Raw genomic sequence first — 24,647 nt, 5'->3', positions numbered from 1 at the left:
GCTATTTGACGCCGTGCATCAGTTTTTTGATCAATGGATTTAATAAGATGACCAATAAACCGCCTGCTGCCGGAATAATGGTAAAGAGAAAGAAGAAGTGGCTCAACGAATAATTCTCTTGAATCACCTCTACTTGTCCACCCAGAATAGCGGCCAACTTCTGCGCGATGGCAATCGCTAAATACCACATGCCAAACATGAAAGCCAACATACGCGCAGGCACCAATTTGGAAACGTAAGACAAACCTACCGGAGAAATAAAGAGCTCTCCAATGGTGTGAAATAAATAGGTCAATACCAAGAAGATCATCGACATTTTTACGCCAGAACCAACTTGAAGTGATCCCATACCTAAGATTAAGAATCCGATGGCTACAAAGAACAAACCTAAGCCATATTTCACTGCGGCAGACGGATTGTATTTAGAATCCCAAATCCTAGAGATGGTAGATGCTAATGATATAATAAAGAAAGAGTTAAGAATGGAGAACCAAGAAACTTTGATCGCTGAAACTTCGGCTGTGAATTCACGGTACAGCATCCAGATTCCCGCGCCCCAAATCAGTATAAAACAGATAAAGAGAATGATATTAGACGCAGCCGTCTTCGACCAAGTAATGATCGATAAACGAACTAAAACCCATGAAATAATAATCAAAGGTACGATGGTCAGTAAGGTGTTGATTGTATTAAATATGTACAAGCTATTTCCCGTCAGTTCCCGATCTACATAATCACGCGCAACAAGCACCAACGACGTCGCGCCTTGCTCAAAACTCATGAAGAAAAAGATCAAGAATACGGCCAATAGAATCACCCCAAACATGCGATCCCTTACTACTTTCGCATAACGTAAAATACGAGAGACTACTAAACCTAAGAAAATAACCAATGCTACTAATACCACGATGGTTTGTCCGCGAAGGTTATCCGTATCCAAGAAGGCAAACATGTCTAGCACATTGTTTTTGGATAATGGATCATTAAATGCGTACGTTAGCCCTACGATAGAAACAATCACAATCAGGAAGAAATCTAGCTTGGTAAAACGATTGTAACTCGTCTCGCCTTCTTCCAGATTCGTGACTTCTTTTTGTTCAGGAGTAGTCGACTTCTTCAAGACACCCAAATCGCCCGTAATAGGTTTTGCTAACCAAAATTGGATCGTGCCTAAAAGCATAAATATTCCGGCGAGGCCAAATCCCCAATGCCAACCCATCGTTTCGCCTAAATAACCACAAAGCATCATGCCGAAAAATGCGCCGGCATTCACTCCCATATAGAAGATTGTATAGGCACCGTCTTTCTTCTCTGGACGATAACGGTACATTTCGCCGAGGATAGCAGGCATATTAGGCTTGAAAAAGCCCGTACCGATCACTAAACCGGCCAATCCGATAAAGAACATAATCGGAGAATTAAATGCCATGGAAGCGTGACCTAGCGTCATGATGATCGCGCCAATAATCACAGCAGCACGTGAACCAATATATTTATCGGCAATCACACCACCAAAGATCGGTGTGATGTACAATAACATCGCATACGTACCGTACAACGCACCAGCCTGCTCAGCAGACCAGCCCCAACCTGGATTGGCCGTTAATACTGAAGCGGTCAGGAATTGTATCAGCAAGACGCGCATACCGTAAAAAGAGAATCGCTCCCACATTTCTGTGAAAAACAACACAAATAATCCTGGAAAGTGCCCCAATAGCAACTTCTCCGGCTCGCTATCTGTAGCGCCTGCTGGATTTATAGGTGAAGATGGAATCATAAAATATAAAAAGGATGTATTTTCAAGTCCCAAAGTTAAAAAAATAAGTGAAGACACTGATCTACTTCTAAAAAACAAAAAAAGCGCCTTTATAAGGCGCTTCTGTATACGTTGATTGTGATTACTTATCTAATGCCATGCATCATCCGCTTTAACACTGGATTGAATAGCACCAATAGCACCGCGACTGCCACTGGCAAGCCTGCAATAATTAGGAAGAATACAGAGATAGAATACGCATTGGCAATCTGATCGATGTAACCACCGAGCCAACCTGCCAGATAATTCGCGATCGCTGTAGCCATGAACCAAAAGCCAAAAATCAATCCGACCAAGTTTTTTGGAGACAACTTACTGATGTACGATAATCCTACAGGAGAAATACATAGCTCACCCATTGTATGGAAGAAATAGGCTAATACTAGCCACAACATACTGACAGATGCTGTTAACGCTCCTTGGGGGATATCACGGCTACCATAAGCCATCGCAACGAAACCAAGCGCGACCAATACCAAACCAAGCGCGAACTTGATCGGTCCAGATGGATTCCATACTCTCTCCCACAATTTACTAAATAAGGAAGCACAGGTCACGATAAAGAAGGCGTTCAGGATCTGAAACCAAGAAACCGTTACCTCAGTCGCCTCCGAATTAAATTCATTATTGATCTTCCAAAAACCCAAGAAAGCAATCGATGCAAAAGATAGCAAGGTAAAGAAAATGGTTATAGGATATTGATGTACAATCTTGCGCGCTAAACTTAATAATACGTAAGTAACGATGACGATTGGCATGATCGTCAATATCGCATCAATCCACTTAAAACTCGTGGCCGCAGTACCAGAAAGGATGCGTTGTGTATAATCTTTGGCAAAAATGGTCATAGACCCACCGGCTTGTTCGAATGCGAAGAAGAAAAGGATACTCGCTACCATTAATACACCTGCTACGATCAAGCGATCGCGCACCACGTGATTGGGCGTTACTTCCTCTTCAATCACTTCGGCTACTTCTGTCTCCAACGGAATCTGGTGTCCGGGTTTATCGCCCACCACACCAAAAATACGCTGTCCGAAATAGAACTGCAGCATACCGAAAAACATAAATACACCGGCTAAGCCAAATCCGTAGTGCCAACCTACTTTCTCTCCGATATAACCGCAAAGTAACGATCCTAGGAAAGCTCCGGCATTGATACCCATGTAGAAAATCGTGTAACCAGCGTCTTTTTTGGCGCTTGAATCTGGATACAATTGACCTACCATCGAGGAAATATTAGGTTTGAACATACCATTACCCAATACCATGAATGCTAAACCTAAGTAAAAGAAATTCTCAGAAATACCTTCTAAAGCCATGGAAGCATGACCTAAGGTCATCACAAAAGCTCCGATTAAGATCGCTTTTTTATAACCAGTTAATTTGTCGGCTAAGATACCTCCGATAAGCGGTGTGAAGTATACCAAAGTGGTGTACCATTTGTACAAAGAGAGTGCTTCTTCGTTATTCCAGCCCCATCCGCCTTTGGCGATTTCGGACACTAAAAATACGGTCAACAAAGCCCGCATACCGTAATAACTGAAACGCTCCCACATTTCAGTAAAAAATAGCACCAGCAAACCCGCTGGATGCCCGAAGACCATCTTGTCGTCAATACCCTTCTTCGCCAAGTGTTTTACTAGGCCTTCATCGTTGTGTTGGTTCATATGAATTTTAATACAATCTCTTGATTAGTTGTTAGCCATACATCGCTATGCTACGACTTTCGAAGCATATTTATAGGCGATGTGAGGTCTACAAAGAAAAGAAAAATAACGCCACATCATCTGCAATGTCATAGATCTTTTACCTATTAGGCCATTTGAAATCGCTGTAGTAATTTTTTGGTTAATTTAATCCCCTCGATTTCGCTAAGCTTATCTCCCTCATATTCAATCCCTACAAAACCCGTATAGCCAGCATCGCGAACAATCTTCATCATGCGAGCATAATCAATATTGGCCTCACTGCCTTGCGCATCAAAAACGTTCGTTTTGGCGCTTACGCCTTTGGCGAATGGCATAAGATCTGTCACGCCTTGATAGCGATCATATTCATAGAAGTTACCAAAATCAGGCAGGGAGCCGCAGTATTTGTGATCAACGGTTTTAAGCACATTTGAAAGCCAAGCACCATCGGACGAAATACCACCATGATTCTCCACCACCACGCTAATACCTGCATTTTCACCATATACCGCTAACGTTCTCAGACTTTCTACGACGCGCTTGGCGACTTCCTCTGCTGTACCCTTGCCTGCCGCATTCACGCGTATAGCGTGGCAGCCCAATTGTTGTGCAGCATCGATCCATTGATAATGATTTTCAACAGCTGTATTTCTTTTCGTTGCATCTGCGTTGCCCAACTCGCCTTCTCCATCGACCATAATCAACACATTTTTCACATCGTGATCCGCTGCTCTCGCATTTAGATCTTTTATATACGCCGCATTTCGCACCTCATCTTTAAAGAAGCGACTCACATATTCTACGGCGTGAATATCAAATTCTTTAGCAGCGAAAGCCGGAAAATCAATATTCTTTAAATCACCTTTGAATAGCGTACGGTGCAGCGACCATTGCGCCAGCGAAATACTAAACCAAGGCTTGTTGACGGTATGACCAAATAGATTATCGATCGGTGCCAATGCTAGGCCTGCTCCCAACAGACCCATGTTTTGTAAAAATGTTTTTCTAGACTGCATATTCAGATATATTTAGGTTTTAAATGGATATTTAAACTATATATTAGGCCATCCGGCCGTGAGCACATCTACCAAGTGAATGGCCTGAATCGGTAGTCCTTGCTTCTCGATAATAGCCTGCAAGTGCATTAGGCAGGTGTGATCTTGACAAATAATATAATCGGCTTTCTTGTCCAAAGCGTGCTGTACGACAGCATTTCCCCAAGACACCGACAGCGGCACATACTCTGCTTTTGTGGCCTTTCCTATTTTGCACGTATGATCTGATTCGGATACGATCAAATCCAATCCACCTACTTGATTCAACAAGCGCAACGCTTCACCTTGCAATTGATAGCCATTCCAACGCGCACAGGCCGGATGAAACACGGCCGACGACACGAACTCTGCTCCAAAATACTCTTTTCGAACCACATTCACTAGGAAATCAGTGATTTCAAAGATATTGCGCTGCATCTGCCGACATTTATTATGATCGGTAGAATTGGTAAATAGATCGTTGAACCCATCGCGCACCATCCCTACTTCGGTCAGCGATGGCGATACGATATAATCGATGCCTTCAAAGTCATTCAGATATTTGGAACCAACGTCCTTCGCCTCTTCCCAGTAGCCTGCCTCGTACAAGTCCACGCCACAGGTGGTTTGTTGCGGATTGTAAGACACTTCGCAGCCTGCACGCTCTAGCAAACGCAGCGTGTTAAAAGCGGTCTGCGGATAAAACTGATCAATAACTCCAGGAATAGATAACTCTACTTTATGCATGTGTATTTTTTGTGGCTTTACTTTCGAATCTATATAGACTGATCAAGAGGATTAGTCCGACAATGAAAAACACCGACATAAACAGTGCCGAATACCGAATATTGTGACTTACCTGCTCAATGATCGCGAAGCTAAACAAGCCTAGGACGATGGCAACCTTCTCGGTCACATCATAGAAACTAAAGAATGAGGTCGTGTCTTCTATATTGCTAGGTAACAGCTTAGAATAAGTGGATCGTGATAAGGATTGTATACCGCCCATCATCGCGCCCACGAGCATAGCGAGGATATAAAATTCTATTTTTGTTTGTATGTAAAATGCGGCCACACAGATAAAAATCCACACACAGACCACGCCGATTAGCACCATGGTGTTGCCCAAAGGCTTCGCCAATTTGGACATGAGATAAGCGCCTCCTATGGCGATAAGTTGTATAAGTAGAATGGCAGCAATTAATTCCGACATTTCTAGGCCAATCTCCTTCATGCCAAAGGCCGTCGCGACGATCATAACCGTTTGTACACCCATAGAATAGAAGAAATACGGAAAAAGAAAACGTTTAATCGCGGGAATCTCTTGAATACGCTGCCAGACGCTACCAAACTCTTGACGCACTTTCTGACCAATTGTCCAGCCGGATGGCATAGCCGATGGTCGGCTTTCTGGCAAACGATGAAATGGAATTTGCGAAAACCCTAACCACCACAATCCGACCAAAAAGAAAGAAAGCCGTGCAGGTAAAGATGCGTCGGTAATGCCAAACCACTCTGGTTTTAGTACGAATACAAAACAGATGATTTGCAGTGTCACGCAGCCTACATATCCGTAGGCAAAACCTTGCGCGCTGACGCGATCTTGCTGCTCAACACTGGCAATCAATGGCAAATAAGAATTATTAAAGGCCAGACCGCCAATATATCCTGCTGCCGCAAAAGCATATAAAAAGATACTGAGTTCAAGAGTCTCTAAACGAAAAAAGAATAAACCCATGCAGGCCAATGCACCTAAATAGGTGAAGAACTTCATAAAGTATTTCTTACGTCCTCGCACATCGGCATACGCGGAGATAAAAGGCAGCGCAAAAGCCATAATCAGATAGGAAATGGATAATGCAAAGTTGGACAAAGCGGTGTTAACAATCGGATAACCAAAGAAATACACCACATCACCAAACTCTTCAGTATAGGTAATCGCCGTGTAGTAGGCCGGGAAAATCGTTGAAGTGATGACTAGATTATAGGCAGAATTTGCCCAGTCAAACATAGCCCAAGAACGAATGGTTTTGGGGTTGTCCTTTTGTAGAGTCTGAATATCCATAGAGTTGAAAGCGAATATACCACAATTTGGGCAAGTGATCCGATCAATAATTTTGATAAATGTAGGTCATAATACGCACCATTTCCTGTTTTACCTCTTTTAAGTTGTCAAAATAATTGTTATTCATAAAGGAAAACACATAGCGCTTACCACTCGCTCCCAGCAAAAATCCACTTTGCGCATAGACACTATTGACGGTGCCGGTTTTCGCCCAGACAAATGGTTTGCCATTGGCCAGTGAATACAAATTACGCAACGTGCCGCTGGATCTTCCCGCTGGAAATAACCAAAGCAAGTCTTCTTCGGAGCCAACGTTTCTCTGAATCATCAATAATAGCTCCACCATGCTTCTGGGCGTTACCTTGTTGTAAAAAGATAAACCACTGGCATCGTAAAGTGCAATCTTATCGGTGAATAGCGAATAATATGTAGTAGCCATGTATTCGCGCATCCGCGCCGCATTAAACTGGTTAAACATTAGAAAGGACGCGGTATAGCAAAGTTGCTCTGCTAAAAAATTGTCACTGTACAGCATCATCTCGCGAAGCAATTTACGCGTAGACATGGAATACACGTATTGCACATCAGACGGCATACTGTAGCCAGCAAGTACGGTGATTGGGCGCTGCAGTGTATCTTGTAACAATGTCACAAACAGATGCGAACTGTAGATGAATGGTTTGTGCGCAACAAATCCCGAACGCACGCGATAGCTCGTGGCATCGAAATAGTTTTCATGCGGATGCCGAATGATATCAAAACCTCCAATACCTGGCTTTACGCTGATATTGGCTTCGAAATAGCGCGGAGTTGCACGCAGCTGTCCACGTACATTTTTAAATTGCACGGTATTGCCGTAAATAGGAAAGCTACTAATATCAGGTTGAAAATCATGTTGATAATCTTCTGCTGCCCAACCATCTCTATACGCTGGTTCCACTACTTGCGCAGGTGCGTAGAATAATTTATACGGTGTTTTTTGCAGGAAATTATAAACCTTTCGGGTATCTAGTTTACGGTGCAAAAAAGTAGGATCTCCCGTACCCCAAAATATTAAGGAATCACCTCGTACCACATAAGCCAAACCCGGAATAGAATCTCCGACATGCTGCAAACTTTGCAAAAGGGTAAAGATTTTGGTATTAGACGCTGGCGTAAAATGTACGTTTTGATTGACGCTATGCACAAAACGCTGTTCCTGAATATCGTACAGGGAGAAACCATGTAAGTGCTGCTGTAGAACAGCAGATTCCTGAAATAGCTTTTGAATGGACTCTTCCTGTTGCGCTTGACAAAGATGCTGCACCGACAACAGGAGCATCAATAGAAACCATCTAATCATAAACGTAAACATACAGAAAAAACAATTTACTGCTTCTACCTGTTCTTCTATTGAACAACAAAAAAGGAGATTATTATGAGCACACAAGATCATGTAAACAAAGACCCCAAATTGGCTGAAGATAAAGACCCTAAAAAAGCACAGCACGAATCTGAAAAAGGTGATGGATATGTACCACCGACACCAGAAGTACCATCTGCACAAAATTCAAGAGAGCATAATGGGCCGATCACCAATAAAAATCCAGGCGGCAGACGAGAATAGTATAATTACAAAAAAAATATCTATGGCGGAAAAATTCAATTTCTCCGCCTTTTTCTATGGAATGCGATACACCTCGGTAAACAAGCCACAGAATTGGTATCTTTGTCCCGTAAAATACTCTCATGGCAAATACAGCACAGACCTTTCATTACAATAGCCGACATCTCGACGGATACGATTTCAAAAAATTATTCAAAGCAGAGCCTGCATTGATTGAACACGTAGTAACTACTCCACGTGGCACTCAATCCATTGATTTTAAAAATCCGGAATCCGTTTTTATGTTGAATAAAGCGCTTTTAGCCGCTTATTATCAAGTAAAAGGCTGGAAACTGTTGGCCAATAGTTTGTGTCCACCGATTCCTGGACGTGCTGATTATTTGCATTATTTAGCCGATCTTATTCCAGATGATAAGCCCATGCGTATTTTAGACATCGGCACGGGTTCAAGTTTGATATATCCATTATTGGGTGCATCGCTATTCGCGTGGAGCTTTGTAGCGACAGATACGCACGCGCCGTCTCTAGATAATGCATATGAAATTCTCGAAGCCAATCCCGAATTGAAAAAAAGAATTTTACTGCGCCATCAACCAGATTCCGCAAATATTTTAAAGGGAATTATTCGTCCGAATGATCAATTTGATGCTATCATCTGTAACCCACCTTTTTATAGTTCACGCGAACAGCATTGGAACAAAGTGGTTAATAAAAATGAGAAGTTGCATAAAGGAAAAAGCTTACCTGTTCAGAATTTCGGTGGCTTGGCGAATGAATTGTGGCGAGAAGGCGGTGAGAAAGCATTCGTGACCCAATTAATTTACGATAGCTTGGAATATAAAGAGCAATTGAAATGGTGCACCGCGTTGGTAGCCGACAAAGATCATTTGAAACCTTTGGTTTCTGTGTTAGAATATCATAAAGTTCCGCAGGTCGAAATCATTCCGATGCAGCAAGGACAGAAAATATCAAGACTTTTGGCTTGGCGCGTACGCTAAGCCAAAAGTCTTTGCGCATCAGATTAGTTGCCTAATTCCGACATAAATTTGATGCGCATCAATTGAATCTCTTCATACGTATAATCCGCCTCTCCTAGTTCATCCAGCGCGCTTTTTACCGTATCAATATCTGCTGATAGAAAATATTCGTACACCTCATCTTGGCGATCCTGATCGATCATTTCATCCACAAAATACGAGATATTTAACTTCGTACCTGAGTTTACGATCGATTCGACCTCGCGCAACATATCTTCGTAGCTAATGCCTTTTGATGAAGCAATATCGTCCAATCCGATCTTTCGATCTATATTTTGAATGATCGACACCTTTAAAGCCGATCGGTTGGCCGTGCTTTTGATGACTAAATCTTGTGGCCGATCTATACCATTATCGTCTACATATTTTCGGATTAGCTCTGCGAAAGGCGCACCAAACTTAACGGCCTTCCCACTACCTACACCATGAATCTGTTTCAATTCATCGATCGTAATCGGATAATGCGTACACATTTCATCCAAAGAAGGATCTTGGAAGATCACAAATGGCGGCAACGATTTTTGCTTCGCAATCTTCTTGCGCAAATCTTTTAACAGCTGCAGCAACGCCGTATCTAAAGCACTATCATTAGGATTCACTAATCCCATAGCAGTACCAGATGATTCGCCCGCTTCAAAAGGTTTGTTTAAAACGAACTTCATCGGGTACGGATTTAGCAAATACTTGCTCCCCGACTCAGTCAATATTAATAATCCGTAGTGATCGATATCTTTCTTGATGAAATCTGCTAATTCGGCCTGCCGAATGACGGATTTCCAGTAAATAACTCCTTGCTCCTTCCCCGCGCCAAAAAGCGGATGCGTATCATGCTTATAAGAAGAAACTGGTTGGTTATTTTGACCCATCAACACATTGATAACATGATGATCATCAAACTTATCACCTTGTTCTTTGATAAATCCTAACACTTGCAAGATGGGCGCTTCTGCATCCAGATACGTGCGCGTGGAACGACAATTGTCGCACATATTATTACAACCGGTTTCGTCAAAAGATTCGCCAAAGTAATGCAAAATCTGTTTCCGTCGGCAAACGGCAGATTCTGAATAATCAATGACTTCTTTGAGAATCTGAGTCCCGATCTCGCGTTCGGCGACTGGTTTATCTTTCATAAACTTGGTCAGCTTCTCAATATCCTTTTCAGAATAAAACGCCACACAAACTCCTTCGCCACCATCTCGCCCAGCGCGACCAGTTTCTTGATAATAGCCTTCCATAGATTTTGGAATATCATGATGAATGACGAACCGGACATCCGGCTTGTCGATTCCCATGCCGAAGGCGATCGTTGCCACAATGACTTCCACATCTTCCATCAAAAACTTATCCTGCGTTTCCGCACGTACTTTGGCATCCAATCCTGCATGATAAGGCAAAGCTTTGATACCATTAATGTTAAGCACTTCTGCAATTTCTTCAACCTTTTTGCGGCTCAAACAGTAAACGATACCTGTTTTGCCGGCATTGTTGCGAATGAAACGCACAATCTCTTTTACGACGTCGCGTTTTGGGCGTACTTCATAGTAGAGATTGGTGCGGTTGAATGATGACTTGAACAGCGTGGCATCGTTCATCTGCAGATTCTTACGAATATCCGATTGCACCTTTGGTGTAGCTGTAGCGGTCAATGCTATGATGGGAATTCCTGCTCCAATCCCATTGATGACTTGTCTGATTTTGCGGTATTCCGGACGGAAATCATGTCCCCACTCCGAAATACAATGAGCCTCATCTACCGCCACAAAGGAGACGGTAATGTTACGCAAAAACTGAATATTATCCTCTTTCCCTAAAGATTCTGGAGCTACGTAAAGTAATTTGGTTTTACCTGAAACTACATCATCTTTTACACGTGCGATATCACTTTTAGTCAAAGACGAATTTAAGAAATGTGCAATGCTATCACTCCCACCAAATGCCCGCAATTGATCTACTTGATTTTTCATCAGCGCGATTAATGGAGAAATGACAATAGCAGTTCCTTGGCTCATTAAGGCAGGAAGTTGGTAACAAATAGATTTGCCACCACCCGTTGGCATGATGACAAAGGTATCTTTCTTGTTTAATACATTCGTAATAATCGCTTCTTGATCACCTTTGAACGTATCAAACCCAAAAAATTCTTGCAAGTTATCAAACAGTGATTTTTCTATATCCATAGAATTAGATGAAATATATAGATGTGTGCATTACACTAAATCGCGCTTACACGTCCCAAATACAGTAAAATAAAATTACTGATTTTTTGATGGAAAACCAATACGAAACCCGAAATGCTTATCCTACTGATGATCACACATTTCTATGCTGTTCCGAGCTTAGGACAAGACAAATCAAGCATAAAAGTGCTCCGTGCCGCGTCCACGAAGTGTAATATTTCTATATGTAAAGCACCAAAAAATACAATTTACCAACTCAAAAATATACTTTTGGTCTAAGAATTGAAGAGAATAAACGTAAAACAACTAGTTAAGATGAAAAAGATAAGCAGTGTAATTGTAGCATTAGTAGCCGTCGTAGCATTGACATCGATGTCGTTGGTACAAGGCACATTTAATTTCAATACGGAAACACACGATTTCGGTAAGATTCCACACAACAAGCCTGCATCGTACGAATTTACTTTTACTAATAGCGGTGATTCGCCCATCATTATCTCGGAGGTAAGACCGACTTGCGGATGTTCGGTAGCGGATTTTACCAAAGCACCTGTTAAACCAGGAGATACCGGAGTCATCAATGTGACTTATGACGCCAGTGTGAAAGGTCCGTTTACAAAATCATTTATCGTGAAATCCAACACCAATACACCGGTGAAAAATTTGACAATTAAAGGGAACGTTGAATAAGGAACTCTACGCAGTCAAAATACAGCAAGAAGCTACTCCAAAAGAGTAGCTTTTTTTGTGTACCAACTTTATTAACTCTCTCAGCTTCCTAAACACTGAATTTAGTAACTTAGCGCAAAATAAAACAGTACTATGCCAACTATATCATCGCGCGGACATCAGATGCCCGCTTCTCCTATCCGTAAACTGACGCCTTTTGCCGATCAGGCAAAAAAAGATGGGAAGAAAATATATCATCTAAACATTGGTCAACCAGACATTAAGACACCTGCCGGAATGCTGCAAGCTATTCGTGATATCGATTTTGATGTGTGGGCTTACACGCCTTCTGAAGGCACGAGCACGTATCGCAACAAGTTGGTTGAATATTATAATAAATTAGCCTACAATATTACGGCGAATCAGATCTTGGTAACGAATGGTGGCTCAGAAGCGATTTCCATCGCGATGCAAGCTTGCTTAAATCCGGGGGACGAAATCATTATTCCAGAACCTTTCTATGCGAATTACAATGGTTTTGCTTGTCCGGCAGATGTCGTAATCCGCCCAATCATGTCGCACATAGAAGATGGATTTGCATTGCCAAGCATTGCGGCTTTTGAGAAAGTCATCAACGACAAAACCAAAGCCATTGTGATCTGTAACCCAAACAATCCAACCGGTTACTTGTACTCACGCGAAGAACTGGAAGCATTAAAAGCGCTTTGTCTGAAGTACGATCTATATCTTTTTGCGGATGAAGCCTATCGCGAATTCTGCTATGATGGCAAAGAATTCATCTCGCCAATGCATTTGGAAGGCTTGGAAAACCATGTGGTGATCTTCGATACGGTTTCTAAGCGTTATTCTGCTTGCGGTGCACGATTAGGTTGTTTGATCACCAAAAATGCAGAGTTATATCAAGTGGCTTTGAAGTTTGCACAAGCGCGCTTATCTCCTCCTGCCGTCGCGCAGATTGCGGCGACAGCCGCGGTAGATACGCCGCAAAGTTACTTTGATGAAGTTCTAGAAGAATATACGGAAAGAAGAGATGTGTTGGTCGCTGGATTGAATGCATTGCCTGGCGTATTCTGTCCGAATCCTGGAGGTGCATTTTACGTGGTAGCTCGCTTTCCGATAGATAATTCGGATAAATTTTGCCAATGGATGCTAGAATCATTCGAGTACGAAAACGAAACGGTGATGATGGCACCGGCAGCAGGATTTTACAGCTCGAGTGATGCCGGAAAAAACGAAGTTCGTCTGGCCTATGTATTGCATACCGACGAGTTGAAGAAAGCCTTAGTATGTTTGGAAAAAGCATTAGCCGCTTATCCGGGAAGAACAACTACATCAGCATAATGTAGAACTTCCTAAAAAGACTATAAGATCCTGTTGAATAGCTATTTAACAGGATCTCCTGGTTTTAGCAGTTCATCTGTGAGCATCCGTTTAATGATGCGTAAGCGATGCGTGTATGTTTTCAGCTCGCTATGGTAAATTCCCGTCGTATCGATGCGATCGATTCGTACAGAACCCGAAGCATGTAAAATGGTTTCCTTATCGATCAATATGCCGACATGCGTAATATGACCTTCCTCGTTATCAAAAAAGGCCAAATCGCCAGCTTTTGTTTCTTGCAAAAAGTCGACTGTATCTCCTTGAGAAGCTTGCTGAGAGGCATCTCTGTAAAGTGAAATTGCGAAATGACGGTAGATCAACTGCACTAGACCAGAACAATCTACGCCAAATCTGCTGCGACCGCCCCACAAATAAGGCGCACCGACGTAATAATCGATTAATTTGGGGAATTCGTCCGCGAAGTCCAACAATGAAGGCTTACGTAATGATCCATGAATTTTGCACACATTTCCATCCAAGACCAGTTGTTCTGTACTTGGCAGAACACATCCATGTAATAAGGGGAACGGTTTGTGATCACCAATTCGTACCGTTGCATCGCCTATATTCACAATACTAAAATCGTTGGAACTTTCGGCTATCGTGGCATATTGACCGCGTTGTATCCAGCCTTCGTAGGCCGGATCGGCACATTTGACTAAAATCCATTCCGACCGCTCTTCCAATACACTAAAGTATTCTCCAAAAAGTAATTGGGAAACTTGCTCACTCCGATGCGAAGGTTCCGAACGAAGCGGAATCACGGATAAACTACAAACGGCTTGTCTTTTCATTACGGCAAGTTACTGGTAATTTGTTATTTCTGCACCACATGATTTTCAATTATACCACGATATTTTAGCAAGTCAATAACAAACAAATTACCCCAGTCGCTTGTGTTATTAAGTAGATCACTAAAGCTACTTAGGAAATGGAGAACAAATTTGAAAGAATACTGATTGCATTGGACGATAGTCCATGTTCTGATAAAGCAGCAGCATACGCCAAACAACTGGTGAATGGATGGCAATCTACTTTAGCGCTATTAACGGTAACACCCGTAACAGCACCGGCGAGTTTTGGTGCAGATCCATTGTTGGGACAACAACCAATCGTGGTGCCCGAAGTTTCAGAAGTACAACAAAGTGCGGCCGAGAGACGATTAGAAAGTCTTCGTAGTCAATTTTCAGGAGCCAAAGAAGTGCAGATATTCAACACCGTAGGCACCGTACGTGACGAGATATTGACTACAGCAGAAGAATGGCAAGCAGATTTGATTATTATGGGTACGAATGGACGTACTGGATTCGATCATTTCTTATCAGGATCAGTAGCAGAGTCGGTTGTTCGAAAATCAAAATGCCCGGTCTTGGTCATCCCTGCTGATGAGGAAGAGGATTAGAAGCCCTTTCTAACTTTTTTGAAAGTGAGCTATATACATGGAATCTGCTTGGTCATGATAACCTAGCAAATGTTCTTGTTTGATCAATTTCAAACCAAGATCTTCTTGGATATAGTCAGTAATCGCTTCGTTTTCGTCCGCAAAAATTGAACAAGTTATATAAATAAGCTGTCCTCCTGACTTCAGAAACGGGAGGACATTTTTAGTGATGTTGCGCTGTAAGTCCGTGAAACGAGTCAAAGATTTCGGATCAAATTGCGCCATCATTTCAGGTGTACGTCCCCAAGTACCTGAACCGCTACAAGGAGCGTCTACCAAAATACCGTCAAATTGCTCACCTTGCATCAAGTACGTGACAGGTTTGGACAAATCCAAAATCTTTTGGCGGTAATCTGTGGGGCGGAAACCGGCTTGCTGAAAGCGCTCTTCCAAATTACGAAGGATCGTAAATCGCACGTCAGAAACCAATAGTTGAATATCTGGACAACGATCTAATAGCATCAATGATTTTCCTCCGGAAGCGGCACAGCAATCCCACCATTTTTCACCTGCTTGTAGACGAAGATCGGATTGCGTCTTTTGCGAGGAAAGATCCTGTACTTCGTACATTCCATCTATTTTTCGAATGCTAGCGACATTAAATCCATTGGGGAAGGCAATAGTTTGCTCACCTAAATGTTCATGAACCACCTCAGCCCGCTCTAATATGCGCAGGACTTCAGGTAGCTTTTCGCGTTTTACCCGGATAAATAACTTAGGTTGTACAAATAAGCTGGGTAAGAATTCGGACGTGTCTATTTCAGAAGATAATTGCGAGCGCTCCGGAAAAACCTCATGGATGAATTTGCCATAGCGTTCTTCGACCAGAGCAATTTTAGCTGTGACTGATTGCGTAATCTCCGAATTCCAAGCAGGATAGTGAACGGCTACTATATCACTTTGCTGCTCACACAAAAACTCTGCAACGACCAACTTCTCCTCTACAGCAAGATCTGTGAAGGCACGACCAAGCCGAAAATAATTGTAGCAAAGGCGCGATGTAACGCGCCTATCTGTCGAACCCATTTGGCGGTTCGATTTGTAGAACTTTGTCAGAAACCGCGACAGCGGCTCTGCATTCTGATAACCTTCCAGAGCCTTAACGGCATTCCGGATTTGATGCATTACGCGTTTTTCCAGCATATTTCGATTCTTAGCGAGCTTGGAATTTTCCGAACCGATATTCCATTAAGCTTACACCAAAATTGACATATCCCCAGCGCTCATTACGATTGAATTTGTAATTACTGTACAACCCTTCGAATGTTTCTTTGTTGATGTGCTCTGCATAATCTCTACCATATTTTTGCAACAAATTACCAAAATAAGTCCCAGAGTCGAATCCCTTATAAGCGTGATCGGATGGTTCTACGCCATATGCATTTTTATACGACGATTGGAAATCCCTTGTTGCATTTGATAATGGGTTTAAATGACTTTCAGAAGATATGACTGGCCGATAAAAGGTAAAGTTGCTATATGAACTAAAATCTACACGATTCCAAAGTGGATGACCATACAGACGAAATTCCAGATTATCAGACATAGAACGCTCATCCATCACGTTTAGTAATGCTTTGAGTTGGTTTCGATCAGTAGTACCGCTAATAATATGATAAACCACGCGCGAATTCAACTTATCATTCAGTTCTGACGGAGACGATACCGAAATAACCTCTGCATAAGGTAAACGTTCTTTAATATCAGCCGGAAATCCTTGGATAAATTGTTGATGATCGCTATTGGCTGTGTTATAAATCAATATAACATCGCCTTCTTTATAGTTTTTCGATAATTCCGCCGATATCGCACGCATGTGAATACTAATTGGCGGAGTTACCGACACCAAGTTTGGCAAATTAAATTCTGTAGGCATGGTTGCCGCCAATGGATTTACTTGCAATACCCGATTATTAGAAGGCAGGCTAGCACTAAATGCTTTGATTTCGGCCGGATAAACAGGTCCAATAATCAAGCTAGCATCTTTAATCTCCTGAGATCGTGCCAGATTAGCATTATGCCCCGCATTATCTCTAGAGTCTAACACCTGCAATTCTACCCGTTTGTTGGATTTTACCGTCTGATCCAAACCCATCTGAAAACCTTGGTAGAAATCCAAAGCTAATGCCGAACGCTTTACATCTTCCTCTGAAACAGCGCTACCCGCTACACGATCTAATTGAAATGGCAAAAGCAAAGCAATAGTTCCGCCCGGATACCTTTTTGCTTTGTTAGATAATGCTATATCCGTATCTCCCGACTTATCTTCACGATCAGCCTCTGATTGATCTTTGGTGCCATCTACTTTACCTGTTGTTTGGCCAGGAGCACGTAAAACGCCTGTTGTCGTTTTTGGTGAACAAGATGATACTGCCAGAGCAGCTGCAAAAAAACCTATTAGATAAGTACACTTCATTTTTCTTTATTTTATTCCCACTCTATCGTTGCGGGTGGTTTTGAACTGATATCGTATACTACGCGGTTGATTCCTTTTACATGGTTAATGATCTCGTTGGAAATCTTAGCCAATAAATCGTATGGCAAATGAATCCAATCTGCTGTCATTCCATCCAAGGAACCTACAGCGCGCAAAGCGACCACATGTTCGTATGTACGCTCATCTCCCATTACACCAACGGATTGTACGGGCAAGAAAATCGTACCTGCTTGCCAGATCTTATCATACCAACCCGATTCACGAAGATTACGAATATAGATGTCATCAGCTTCTTGCAAAATCCGTACCTTTTCTGCTGTTACGTCACCCAAAATACGAATACCGAAACCAGGACCAGGGAATGGATGTCTTCCTAAGATTTTAGGATCTACTTCCAATGTTTTACCCACACGTCTTACTTCATCTTTGAACAAAGTTCTCAATGGTTCGATGACATTCAGTTTCATATAATCTGGCAATCCGCCCACATTGTGGTGAGATTTGATCGTAGCCGACGGACCATTAACCGAGATCGACTCGATGACGTCTGGGTAGATCGTGCCTTGACCTAACCACTTTGCTTCTACGCCATCCGGCAATTCAGCTTGGATCTGTTTTGCTGCCTCATCAAAGACATCAATGAAAGATGCGCCAATGATTTTACGTTTTTGTTCTGGGTCAGAAACACCGGCTAATTTGCTATAAAATTGATCTTTCGCATTAACACCTTTAATATTCAAGCCCATGTGCTCGTACGAATCCAATACTTCTTGGAATTCATTTTTACGCAATAAACCGTGATCTACAAAGAAACAGTGCAACTTGTCACCAATGGCATGATGCAATAGTACGGCTGCTACCGTAGAATCCACACCACCAGATAACGCCATAATGACATGATCGTCGCCTAATTGTGTTTTTAAATCTTCGATAGTCATCTCGACGAAAGCATCAGCCGTCCAATCTTGTGTACATCCACAGATATTAACCACAAAATTCTTCACCAAAACTTGACCGTCTGTACTATGTGTTACTTCTGGGTGGAATTGGATTCCATACGTGCGTGTACCTTCGATATGATAGGCTGCTACGCGTACCTTATCGGTACTTGCAATCACGCGAAAGGTAGAAGGTACTTCTTTAATCGTATCACCGTGCGACATCCACACCTGTGATTGTGTCGGAATGCCAGTCAGCAACGGATTTTCCTGATCTACAAATAATAAATTGGCTCTTCCATATTCACGAATTTCGGAAGGCAATACTTCGCCGCCAGAATGTTGTGCTAGATATTGGGCACCATAACAAACACCTAAGACAGGATAATCACGCATCATGGCAGCATAATCTACTTGAGGCGCATCTTCCTGACGAACTGAATAAGGACTACCTGAAAAAATGATGCCTTTAACCGTCTCATCGAAGGCAGGAATGTTATTGAATGGATGAATTTCACAATAGACATTCAGTTCGCGCACACGACGCGCGATCAACTGCGTATATTGTGACCCAAAATCGAGGATAATAATTTTTTCTGACATGGCGCAAAGTTACATATTCAGGATGATTTTTACACGGCGAATTATCCTTACCTTAGCATTTACACTTTTCTAAACAAATAGACATGAAATTTGGCAGCGTTACAGACCCTTCTTCCATTGATTTTTCTTTACCAAAAACCCCTTCCGCTACCCTAGAATTACTAAAAGAACATCAATCTGATGAGCCTTTTGAAGTATATGTTGGCTGCGCCAAATGGAACAAAAAAGAATTAAAAGGATTTTATCCGAGAGGTACCAAAGATGAATTAGCGTACTATGCGACAAAGTTTAATTCAATCGAGTTGAATGCCACATTTTATAACTCTCCCTCCAAGGATCAAGTAGAAACTTGGAAAGATAAAACAGGTAAGGATTTTAAATTTTTCCCGAAAATCCCACAGTCTATTAGCCACTATGGCCGCCTGCTGAATACAGATGAGAAGGTAAAAGCCTTTGTCGATGCAACCGTACTATTTGAAGATAAGCTGGGTATGGCATTTCTCCAAATGCACGATAATTACAAACCTAAAGATTTTGATCGTCTGGATTCTTTTCTAAAAAACTTCCCTGCTGGATATCCATTGGCGGTGGAATTGCGTAACGAAAGTTGGTTTGCAGACAAGGAAGTTGCCGAGCGTTATTACGCTTTGCTGGAGAAAACGGATAAAACCAATGTCATTGTAGATACCGCAGGACGTCGCGATTTATTGCATATGCGTCTTACAACGCCAATCGCATTCGTACGCTATGTGGGAGCTAATGCACCGTCGGATTACACACGACTGGATGAATGGATAGCGCGCATTAGCGAATGGCGAAAGGCTGGTTTGCAAAAATTATATTTCTTTATCCACCAGAATATGGAAGAAGAATCTCCGCTTCTCGCCGATCACTTTATCAAATTAATCAATAAGACTTTTGGTTTGAATCTGAAATTACCAAATGGTGACAAATTATTTTAAAGTTTATTTGGAGAATAACGAGTAGTCTACTAATTTTGTAGAGTATTCAGAATTGCACGGTGCAATACCAACCGAGTTAGTCAAAACCGCGGTGGTCTTATTAATACGGGATTTATTCCAAAACAAATTAAATGGCCGTTCAGAATACGATTGATGGTATCACCTTTAATAATTGTATTGTATGCAAACTCCACACGAACTTTACCAACATCTGGTTCAAAATTTTCACCACTACTCTATCAAAGAATTAGTAAATTTAAACAACGATCTTGTCAGAAATGCTTCTTGGGGCACGCAAAAGGCCGCCTTTAGAACCGCAGTATTAAATAGCCTTGCGCGCAAAGGCGTAAATTTGTCGCGCATCATATCGCATGATGACGGGTTTACTACGGTACAATTGGTAGCAGTAGAATTGGGCGAGGACAATACCTTAATTCCCCTCGCCTGCTAATGATCATTATTGGTGTGTAATAGCGTACAGCGCAAATGTACCCAACCAATGCGAGCCCATGTAATCATCTTCTTTACCCAAATTAGGCAAGGTGAAAGCTAGATGTGCATCTGCAATTTCTCGGAGATGTGCTAGAGCTGGCACTTGGTGTGCGATACCGTACAAACAGGCGGCGCGGCTGTAATTCAGACCATCTAAATGCACCAATTGACCATCAGTCCGATCTTTGACAATAGCTGGTTCTAATTTAAAATCTTCGGCGTACATTTGAGGTAAGAATTCATTCAGCCAAGTTTTATAGGCTCTGTTATCCAAGACCTTACTCATCAAATAAGCTTCTTCCAAACATGGAGAGAGAAAGTCAGAACCACTGGGTTCGTAAGAGAAGTCACAGTTTTTATCATTTTGATACAAGCGTATAGCATGCTCTGTGATAGCGTCGGCCAATGCTTCATCTTTCGCCGTCAAGGCATAATCGTACATTAATGACAATCCGAAAGCCGTATTATCATGCTTACCACTACGTATGGGATAAACTAACTTAGGTAAATAATCCAACAATTTGCCACGCAAAAGATCGACCATTGGTTGTAAGGATTGGCTCCATCTTTTGGCATCTGCATCCTCCCACGTAATCAATTCTTCTTGCAACTTAAATAACCAGGCCCAGCCATACGTGCGCTCAAAAGACAGGTTGTTTTTGTCTTCGAAGAATGATTTCTCGATTTCCGCATTCTTGTCGGTAATCATCGCATTTAGTGTGCCGCGCACTTCATCATTCTGATCCAGATCTTTAAACGATTTCATCAGCTTCACGATGGACCAGTAGCCATGTACTGAAGAATGCCAATCAAAACAACCGTAAAAAATAGGTCGCAACACGCGTGGCGGTTTGAGGTCTGCGTCACTTCCTATTGATTGTCCCAACTTATTAGGATATTCCACCGTGATGCAATGCACCGGCATATCAAATATGATCTTCGCTTGCTTCGCACTTAACTCAAATTTTGGAACACCTGATTTCACAATATCTTTTGCTTCGCTCTTATCGTCAGGATTTTGACATGATAACAGGGAAATAATGAAGCCCACACCTATCAGGAAAAAATAAAGACGATTTACATTAAAATATTCAAACATGTTTGATGGCAGTTAGTTTATTTCTATAGTAGATAAAGATACTAATTACTATTCTTTGTATTATCGTAAATCGTAGAAGTTCTGCTAAAGACATTTGTTATAGTCAACGTAACAAAACTTAAAATTTTCAGAAACATTTCTTGATAAAATATATTATAAAGAGCGTGTAGATTTAGGAATTTTGTACATACAATTTTTTTTGTCATAAAAAATCACAAAAAACAGCTATAATATCAATTAAATTAGTAACATTGATGTTACGTATAATTATGAATATCAATATTTTCCCACGTATTTATTAGCTTCAAATATGAAAGTTCTATTCGCTGATGCAAGCAACTTGTGCCGATATAGTACAATACTTGTTGTAAAAGAGTGTGTTCCTAATCTCGCGGTGCTCGAAGCTGAGACACTAGACGAAACATACATTATTCTCGCCACAGAGAAAGTCGAGATATTATTCATCAATACAAACATTTTACGAGATGAAGTCATAAACTGCATCAAAAGCCTGAGAGATTTACAGCAAAATCTTCGGATCATACTTGTTATCAATACCAAAGCGGAATACTATGCTCGAAAACACATAGGCATACATGTCGACGGTATTTTACAATTAGAAGATAGCCTTCAAAATACCCAAGCTTACATTAAAAGACTTCTAAACAACGACCAACGCGCTCACGAACAAAAAAGGCATGAAAACAGATGCTACCATGTGGGCGAATTTCCCTTTGTTCGTACGGAAGGCATTTTTAAAGCGTACAACAAAATTCTAGATCTATGCTGGAGTAATCAATTGGCGCTTGGTCAGCTTGATTGATTTAGATAAAATCTAATCTAACTATTAACTTAAGCATTTTTCACCTCACCATCACACACCTATCTATCGTTTAGTTCGAGCCTAATAACTAGCTGAAAAACTGATATGATTGCCCCATATTATTAGATATGACATAGTAATAAGATGAGCAAGCCGTTAAATCTTGACCTAAATACAGGATTGACAACATTATGTTATTTGATCAACTTTCCGTGACAATATCATGTTATAAGGTTACGATTTATGGGTTATAACATGGAAAGTGGTATTCTATTTGCATACATTACCACTGGGATACCCGTACATTTAATTAAAACCTTAACTCTGGATAACACTTTATACATCCAGCGCAACATTACCCATGAAAGAAAGAAAAGATAAAAAAAAATCAAAGTACAGCGCACCTATTATTAAAATAGACGCAATTGCCACAGAACACTGGATAGCGGCTAACTCGCAAGATATTCGCGACACCGAAAAGGAAAAGTCCTTAAAAAAGGAAAACGATAGAGATAACAAGGATGAGAGCTCTTGGTAAAGAAACACAAATTACTATAATACATCAGATTATATTTCTTAATAGATCACAGTTTAATTAGATCAAAGAAAGTACAAAATACTTTAGCACCAATTTGATCATGAAGTAGCAATACTTAAATCGGGGGAATGAAACTTTACACATGTTTCATTCCCCTATTTTGGATGCAAACCATCTCCGTTTCGCAAAGGGCAAATTCATCTGTATATTTGCTTATGAAATTTGGAATAGCAATATCAACCTCTACTTTACTAGCACTTTTTATAAGTTGCAACATCAGTGAGCCAAAAAAAACAGCGGTTCAAGAAGCTTCTACATCCGATAGCGGCGCTACCAATGCTTTGCCCGTTGAGAATTCAATTGATTTTGAATCAACCAAGATCATTCGCCAGACGTACACCACAGATCGCAACGGAACTGCAATGCGCCAGTCTACTAATACAGAGTCCAAATTGTTGGGCACTTATGAATACGGGACTAAACTCGATGTGATTGAAGAAACAGCTGACTGGTTGGGAGTGAGAGAGAGGATAACGAGGGAGACAAACCAAAATGGAACAAATGTCGAGACGACGCAATGGGAAAAGGTCTATGTTTTAAAGAAACAAACAGGATCACTGGAGGAAATAGGTCTAGTCTCAGCCGATTTAAATATTATCACTTTGCTATCGGTTGGCGAGAAATCGGAAAGCTTCGAGAAAGGAAAACCGCTCATTGAGTATCTCAAACTTGAAATGATCGACAATAAGCTGTACGAGAGCAAAAGGAAAAATGCCGTTAATTACTTACTAAAAGATACGACTATCACCAAAAAGAAAAATGGTATAATCGAGTTAAAAGCACAAAATAAAACAGCTATATATATAGATAAGCCTGATGCAGAGGAAGACATTCAGTTGTTTAAATACGTAGGTGAAGTTGACTTTCTAAACCAGTACCTTATCACGGGATCGTACTGGGAAAGTACAGATTTTCGATTCATCGATAAGACAAGCGGTGATGAATCTATCATATTCGGTGATTTCCCATTTATTTCGGAAGATAAAAAGCATATAATCTGTATTTATGCCAATCCTTACGAAATGACAGCCGATTTGGAACTCTATTCCATATCTAGCAACAAGAAGATTAATAGTATAATGCAAGCTAGTTTTAAAAATTGGATGCCAAATAATGAATCTAACCGCATATTTTGGGCTACTGATGGATATTTATACTTGGCAGTTAATCATGTGAATTCTTATTGGAATACGAATGGTAGTCTGAATGATCATTTTCAATACATTAGAATAAAAATAATCTAAATCACCATGATTTGGCATGCAGCACTTCTCTTCGAATGTAATCTGTCCTTTTAGAATCACTGTATAAATACAGGGAACTATCTTGGAGGACATATTTAAAGGAGGCTTCGCCACTTATTTTGAGATGAACAGAATCTCCCGACAAAATGTATGTACCATCTCCTTCTATAGAGCGAAAATCACCGTTCGGGCGAAATTCAAAAAAGGCGTCTTTCGCTTTGATGGAATCGATTCTGTCTCTGTATCCTTGGTGCGGAGTACCATCCAAATTCAAATATATCATCTCATCAGCGACAATGCGCCATTTTTTAAACAATTCAGATTGCTGCTTTTGTTGGATTTCACTTATAGATATTAGTGCTAAAATGGCAGTAGTAAAAGTCTTTATTAGCAATGTCATATGCAGAGTTTATTTGTTTTCCCAAAGATAGTATCCATTTAAAGTTTTATGACATATTTTTTGATTTTGCACCATATGATAAGCCACGAGCATATTAGTAAAATAAGTATG

Annotated in this window: 23 protein-coding genes and 1 riboswitch; of the genes, 10 read left to right on the top strand and 13 right to left on the bottom strand. The window is 41.1% G+C overall.

What is annotated here, in order from left to right; all coding sequences use genetic code 11:
• Position 1 precedes the first annotated feature (1 nt).
• From DC487_RS08960 to DC487_RS08935, 6 genes are all read right to left on the bottom strand, one after another.
• The gene (locus DC487_RS08960) at positions 2 to 1,777 is read right to left on the bottom strand and encodes a peptide MFS transporter (RefSeq protein ID WP_116775642.1); all 1,776 of its coding nucleotides are present in this window, start codon (positions 1,775 to 1,777) and stop codon (positions 2 to 4) included.
• 125 nt (positions 1,778 to 1,902) lie between these two features.
• Positions 1,903 to 3,486, bottom strand: a complete 1,584-nt coding sequence (locus tag DC487_RS08955) for a peptide MFS transporter (protein WP_116775641.1) — start codon at positions 3,484 to 3,486, stop codon at positions 1,903 to 1,905.
• Between the two features lie 146 nt (positions 3,487 to 3,632).
• Complete coding sequence (locus DC487_RS08950) at positions 3,633 to 4,523, bottom strand: sugar phosphate isomerase/epimerase family protein (protein WP_116775640.1); 891 nt, start codon at positions 4,521 to 4,523, stop codon at positions 3,633 to 3,635.
• 36 nt (positions 4,524 to 4,559) lie between these two features.
• Positions 4,560 to 5,288 carry a (Fe-S)-binding protein gene (locus DC487_RS08945; RefSeq protein WP_116775639.1) on the bottom strand — a complete coding sequence of 243 codons (729 nt, stop codon included), beginning with the start codon at positions 5,286 to 5,288 and terminating at the stop codon, positions 4,560 to 4,562.
• Positions 5,281 to 6,606 carry an MFS transporter gene (locus DC487_RS08940; protein ID WP_207774352.1) on the bottom strand — a complete coding sequence of 442 codons (1,326 nt, stop codon included), beginning with the start codon at positions 6,604 to 6,606 and terminating at the stop codon, positions 5,281 to 5,283. The genes DC487_RS08945 and DC487_RS08940 overlap by 8 nt, the downstream gene beginning before the upstream one ends.
• A gap of 43 nt (positions 6,607 to 6,649) precedes the next feature.
• Positions 6,650 to 7,948 carry a D-alanyl-D-alanine carboxypeptidase gene (locus DC487_RS08935; RefSeq protein ID WP_165799052.1) on the bottom strand — a complete coding sequence of 433 codons (1,299 nt, stop codon included), beginning with the start codon at positions 7,946 to 7,948 and terminating at the stop codon, positions 6,650 to 6,652.
• Positions 7,949 to 8,023: 75 nt separating this feature from the next.
• On the opposite strand from DC487_RS08935, the gene DC487_RS08930 reads away from it, so the two are divergent.
• Together DC487_RS08930 and rlmF are read left to right on the top strand one after the other, a co-directional pair.
• A complete protein-coding gene (locus DC487_RS08930) occupies positions 8,024 to 8,212 on the top strand; it encodes a hypothetical protein (RefSeq protein WP_116775637.1) in 189 nt (62 codons plus the stop codon).
• Positions 8,213 to 8,334: 122 nt separating this feature from the next.
• Positions 8,335 to 9,210, top strand: coding sequence for a 23S rRNA (adenine(1618)-N(6))-methyltransferase RlmF (gene rlmF / locus DC487_RS08925; protein WP_116775636.1), 876 nt, complete (start codon positions 8,335 to 8,337; stop codon positions 9,208 to 9,210).
• Between the two features lie 23 nt (positions 9,211 to 9,233).
• Here rlmF and recQ read toward each other — a convergent pair whose 3' ends face one another.
• A complete protein-coding gene (gene recQ / locus DC487_RS08920; RefSeq protein ID WP_116775635.1) occupies positions 9,234 to 11,429 on the bottom strand; it encodes a DNA helicase RecQ in 2,196 nt (731 codons plus the stop codon).
• Positions 11,430 to 11,744: 315 nt separating this feature from the next.
• Between recQ and DC487_RS08915 the strand changes: the two genes are divergently transcribed.
• Together DC487_RS08915 and DC487_RS08910 are read left to right on the top strand one after the other, a co-directional pair.
• Positions 11,745 to 12,119 (top strand): DUF1573 domain-containing protein, encoded by a 375-nt coding sequence (locus DC487_RS08915; protein ID WP_116775634.1) that lies wholly within the window; start codon positions 11,745 to 11,747, stop codon positions 12,117 to 12,119.
• Between the two features lie 132 nt (positions 12,120 to 12,251).
• Positions 12,252 to 13,460: a pyridoxal phosphate-dependent aminotransferase gene (locus tag DC487_RS08910; protein ID WP_116775633.1), complete on the top strand. Its 1,209-nt coding sequence runs from the start codon at positions 12,252 to 12,254 to the stop codon at positions 13,458 to 13,460.
• Between the two features lie 41 nt (positions 13,461 to 13,501).
• Here the strand turns inward: DC487_RS08910 and DC487_RS08905 are convergent, their stop codons facing one another.
• Positions 13,502 to 14,293: a C40 family peptidase gene (locus tag DC487_RS08905; protein WP_116775632.1), complete on the bottom strand. Its 792-nt coding sequence runs from the start codon at positions 14,291 to 14,293 to the stop codon at positions 13,502 to 13,504.
• A gap of 137 nt (positions 14,294 to 14,430) precedes the next feature.
• Between DC487_RS08905 and DC487_RS08900 the strand changes: the two genes are divergently transcribed.
• On the top strand, positions 14,431 to 14,901 hold the full coding sequence (locus tag DC487_RS08900; protein WP_116775631.1) for a universal stress protein: 471 nt from the start codon (positions 14,431 to 14,433) through the stop codon (positions 14,899 to 14,901).
• A gap of 9 nt (positions 14,902 to 14,910) precedes the next feature.
• Here DC487_RS08900 and DC487_RS08895 read toward each other — a convergent pair whose 3' ends face one another.
• From DC487_RS08895 to guaA, 3 genes are read right to left on the bottom strand one after another with little or no spacing between them, the layout of a single operon-like run.
• Positions 14,911 to 16,083, bottom strand: a complete 1,173-nt coding sequence (locus DC487_RS08895) for an RsmB/NOP family class I SAM-dependent RNA methyltransferase (protein WP_116775630.1) — start codon at positions 16,081 to 16,083, stop codon at positions 14,911 to 14,913.
• A 10-nt stretch (positions 16,084 to 16,093) separates the two neighbouring features.
• Positions 16,094 to 17,356, bottom strand: coding sequence for an ABC transporter substrate-binding protein (locus DC487_RS08890; protein ID WP_116775629.1), 1,263 nt, complete (start codon positions 17,354 to 17,356; stop codon positions 16,094 to 16,096).
• Positions 17,357 to 17,367: 11 nt separating this feature from the next.
• Positions 17,368 to 18,918 carry a glutamine-hydrolyzing GMP synthase gene (gene guaA, locus DC487_RS08885; RefSeq protein WP_116775628.1) on the bottom strand — a complete coding sequence of 517 codons (1,551 nt, stop codon included), beginning with the start codon at positions 18,916 to 18,918 and terminating at the stop codon, positions 17,368 to 17,370.
• An 83-nt stretch (positions 18,919 to 19,001) separates the two neighbouring features.
• On the opposite strand from guaA, the gene DC487_RS08880 reads away from it, so the two are divergent.
• Entirely contained in the window at positions 19,002 to 19,880 is an 879-nt protein-coding gene (locus tag DC487_RS08880; protein WP_116775627.1) for a DUF72 domain-containing protein, read from the top strand.
• Positions 19,881 to 19,917: 37 nt separating this feature from the next.
• Positions 19,918 to 20,015: riboswitch (SAM-I-IV-variant riboswitch) on the top strand.
• 46 nt (positions 20,016 to 20,061) lie between these two features.
• A complete protein-coding gene (locus tag DC487_RS08875; RefSeq protein WP_116775626.1) occupies positions 20,062 to 20,331 on the top strand; it encodes a 5-oxoprolinase in 270 nt (89 codons plus the stop codon).
• 6 nt (positions 20,332 to 20,337) lie between these two features.
• Here the strand turns inward: DC487_RS08875 and DC487_RS08870 are convergent, their stop codons facing one another.
• Positions 20,338 to 21,471: a DUF2891 domain-containing protein gene (locus tag DC487_RS08870; RefSeq protein ID WP_116775625.1), complete on the bottom strand. Its 1,134-nt coding sequence runs from the start codon at positions 21,469 to 21,471 to the stop codon at positions 20,338 to 20,340.
• 310 nt (positions 21,472 to 21,781) lie between these two features.
• On the opposite strand from DC487_RS08870, the gene DC487_RS08865 reads away from it, so the two are divergent.
• The 3 genes from DC487_RS08865 to DC487_RS08860 all read left to right on the top strand — a co-directional run bounded on the left by DC487_RS08865 (position 21,782) and on the right by DC487_RS08860 (position 24,136).
• Positions 21,782 to 22,294, top strand: coding sequence for a hypothetical protein (locus tag DC487_RS08865; RefSeq protein ID WP_116775624.1), 513 nt, complete (start codon positions 21,782 to 21,784; stop codon positions 22,292 to 22,294).
• 361 nt (positions 22,295 to 22,655) lie between these two features.
• On the top strand, positions 22,656 to 22,832 hold the full coding sequence (locus DC487_RS17225) for a hypothetical protein (RefSeq protein ID WP_165799051.1): 177 nt from the start codon (positions 22,656 to 22,658) through the stop codon (positions 22,830 to 22,832).
• Between the two features lie 215 nt (positions 22,833 to 23,047).
• A complete protein-coding gene (locus tag DC487_RS08860) occupies positions 23,048 to 24,136 on the top strand; it encodes an SH3 domain-containing protein (protein ID WP_116775623.1) in 1,089 nt (362 codons plus the stop codon).
• 1 nt (position 24,137) lies between these two features.
• On the opposite strand, the gene DC487_RS08855 is transcribed toward DC487_RS08860, so the two are convergent.
• Entirely contained in the window at positions 24,138 to 24,536 is a 399-nt protein-coding gene (locus DC487_RS08855) for a hypothetical protein (protein ID WP_116775622.1), read from the bottom strand.
• Positions 24,537 to 24,647 lie beyond the last annotated feature (111 nt).

It is taken from the genome of Sphingobacterium corticibacter (genome assembly GCF_003076635.1).
GTDB classification, from domain to species: domain Bacteria; phylum Bacteroidota; class Bacteroidia; order Sphingobacteriales; family Sphingobacteriaceae; genus Sphingobacterium; species Sphingobacterium corticibacter.
The sequence above is the reverse complement of the archived record's forward strand: the minus strand, read 5'-3'. Positions and strand labels throughout refer to the sequence as shown.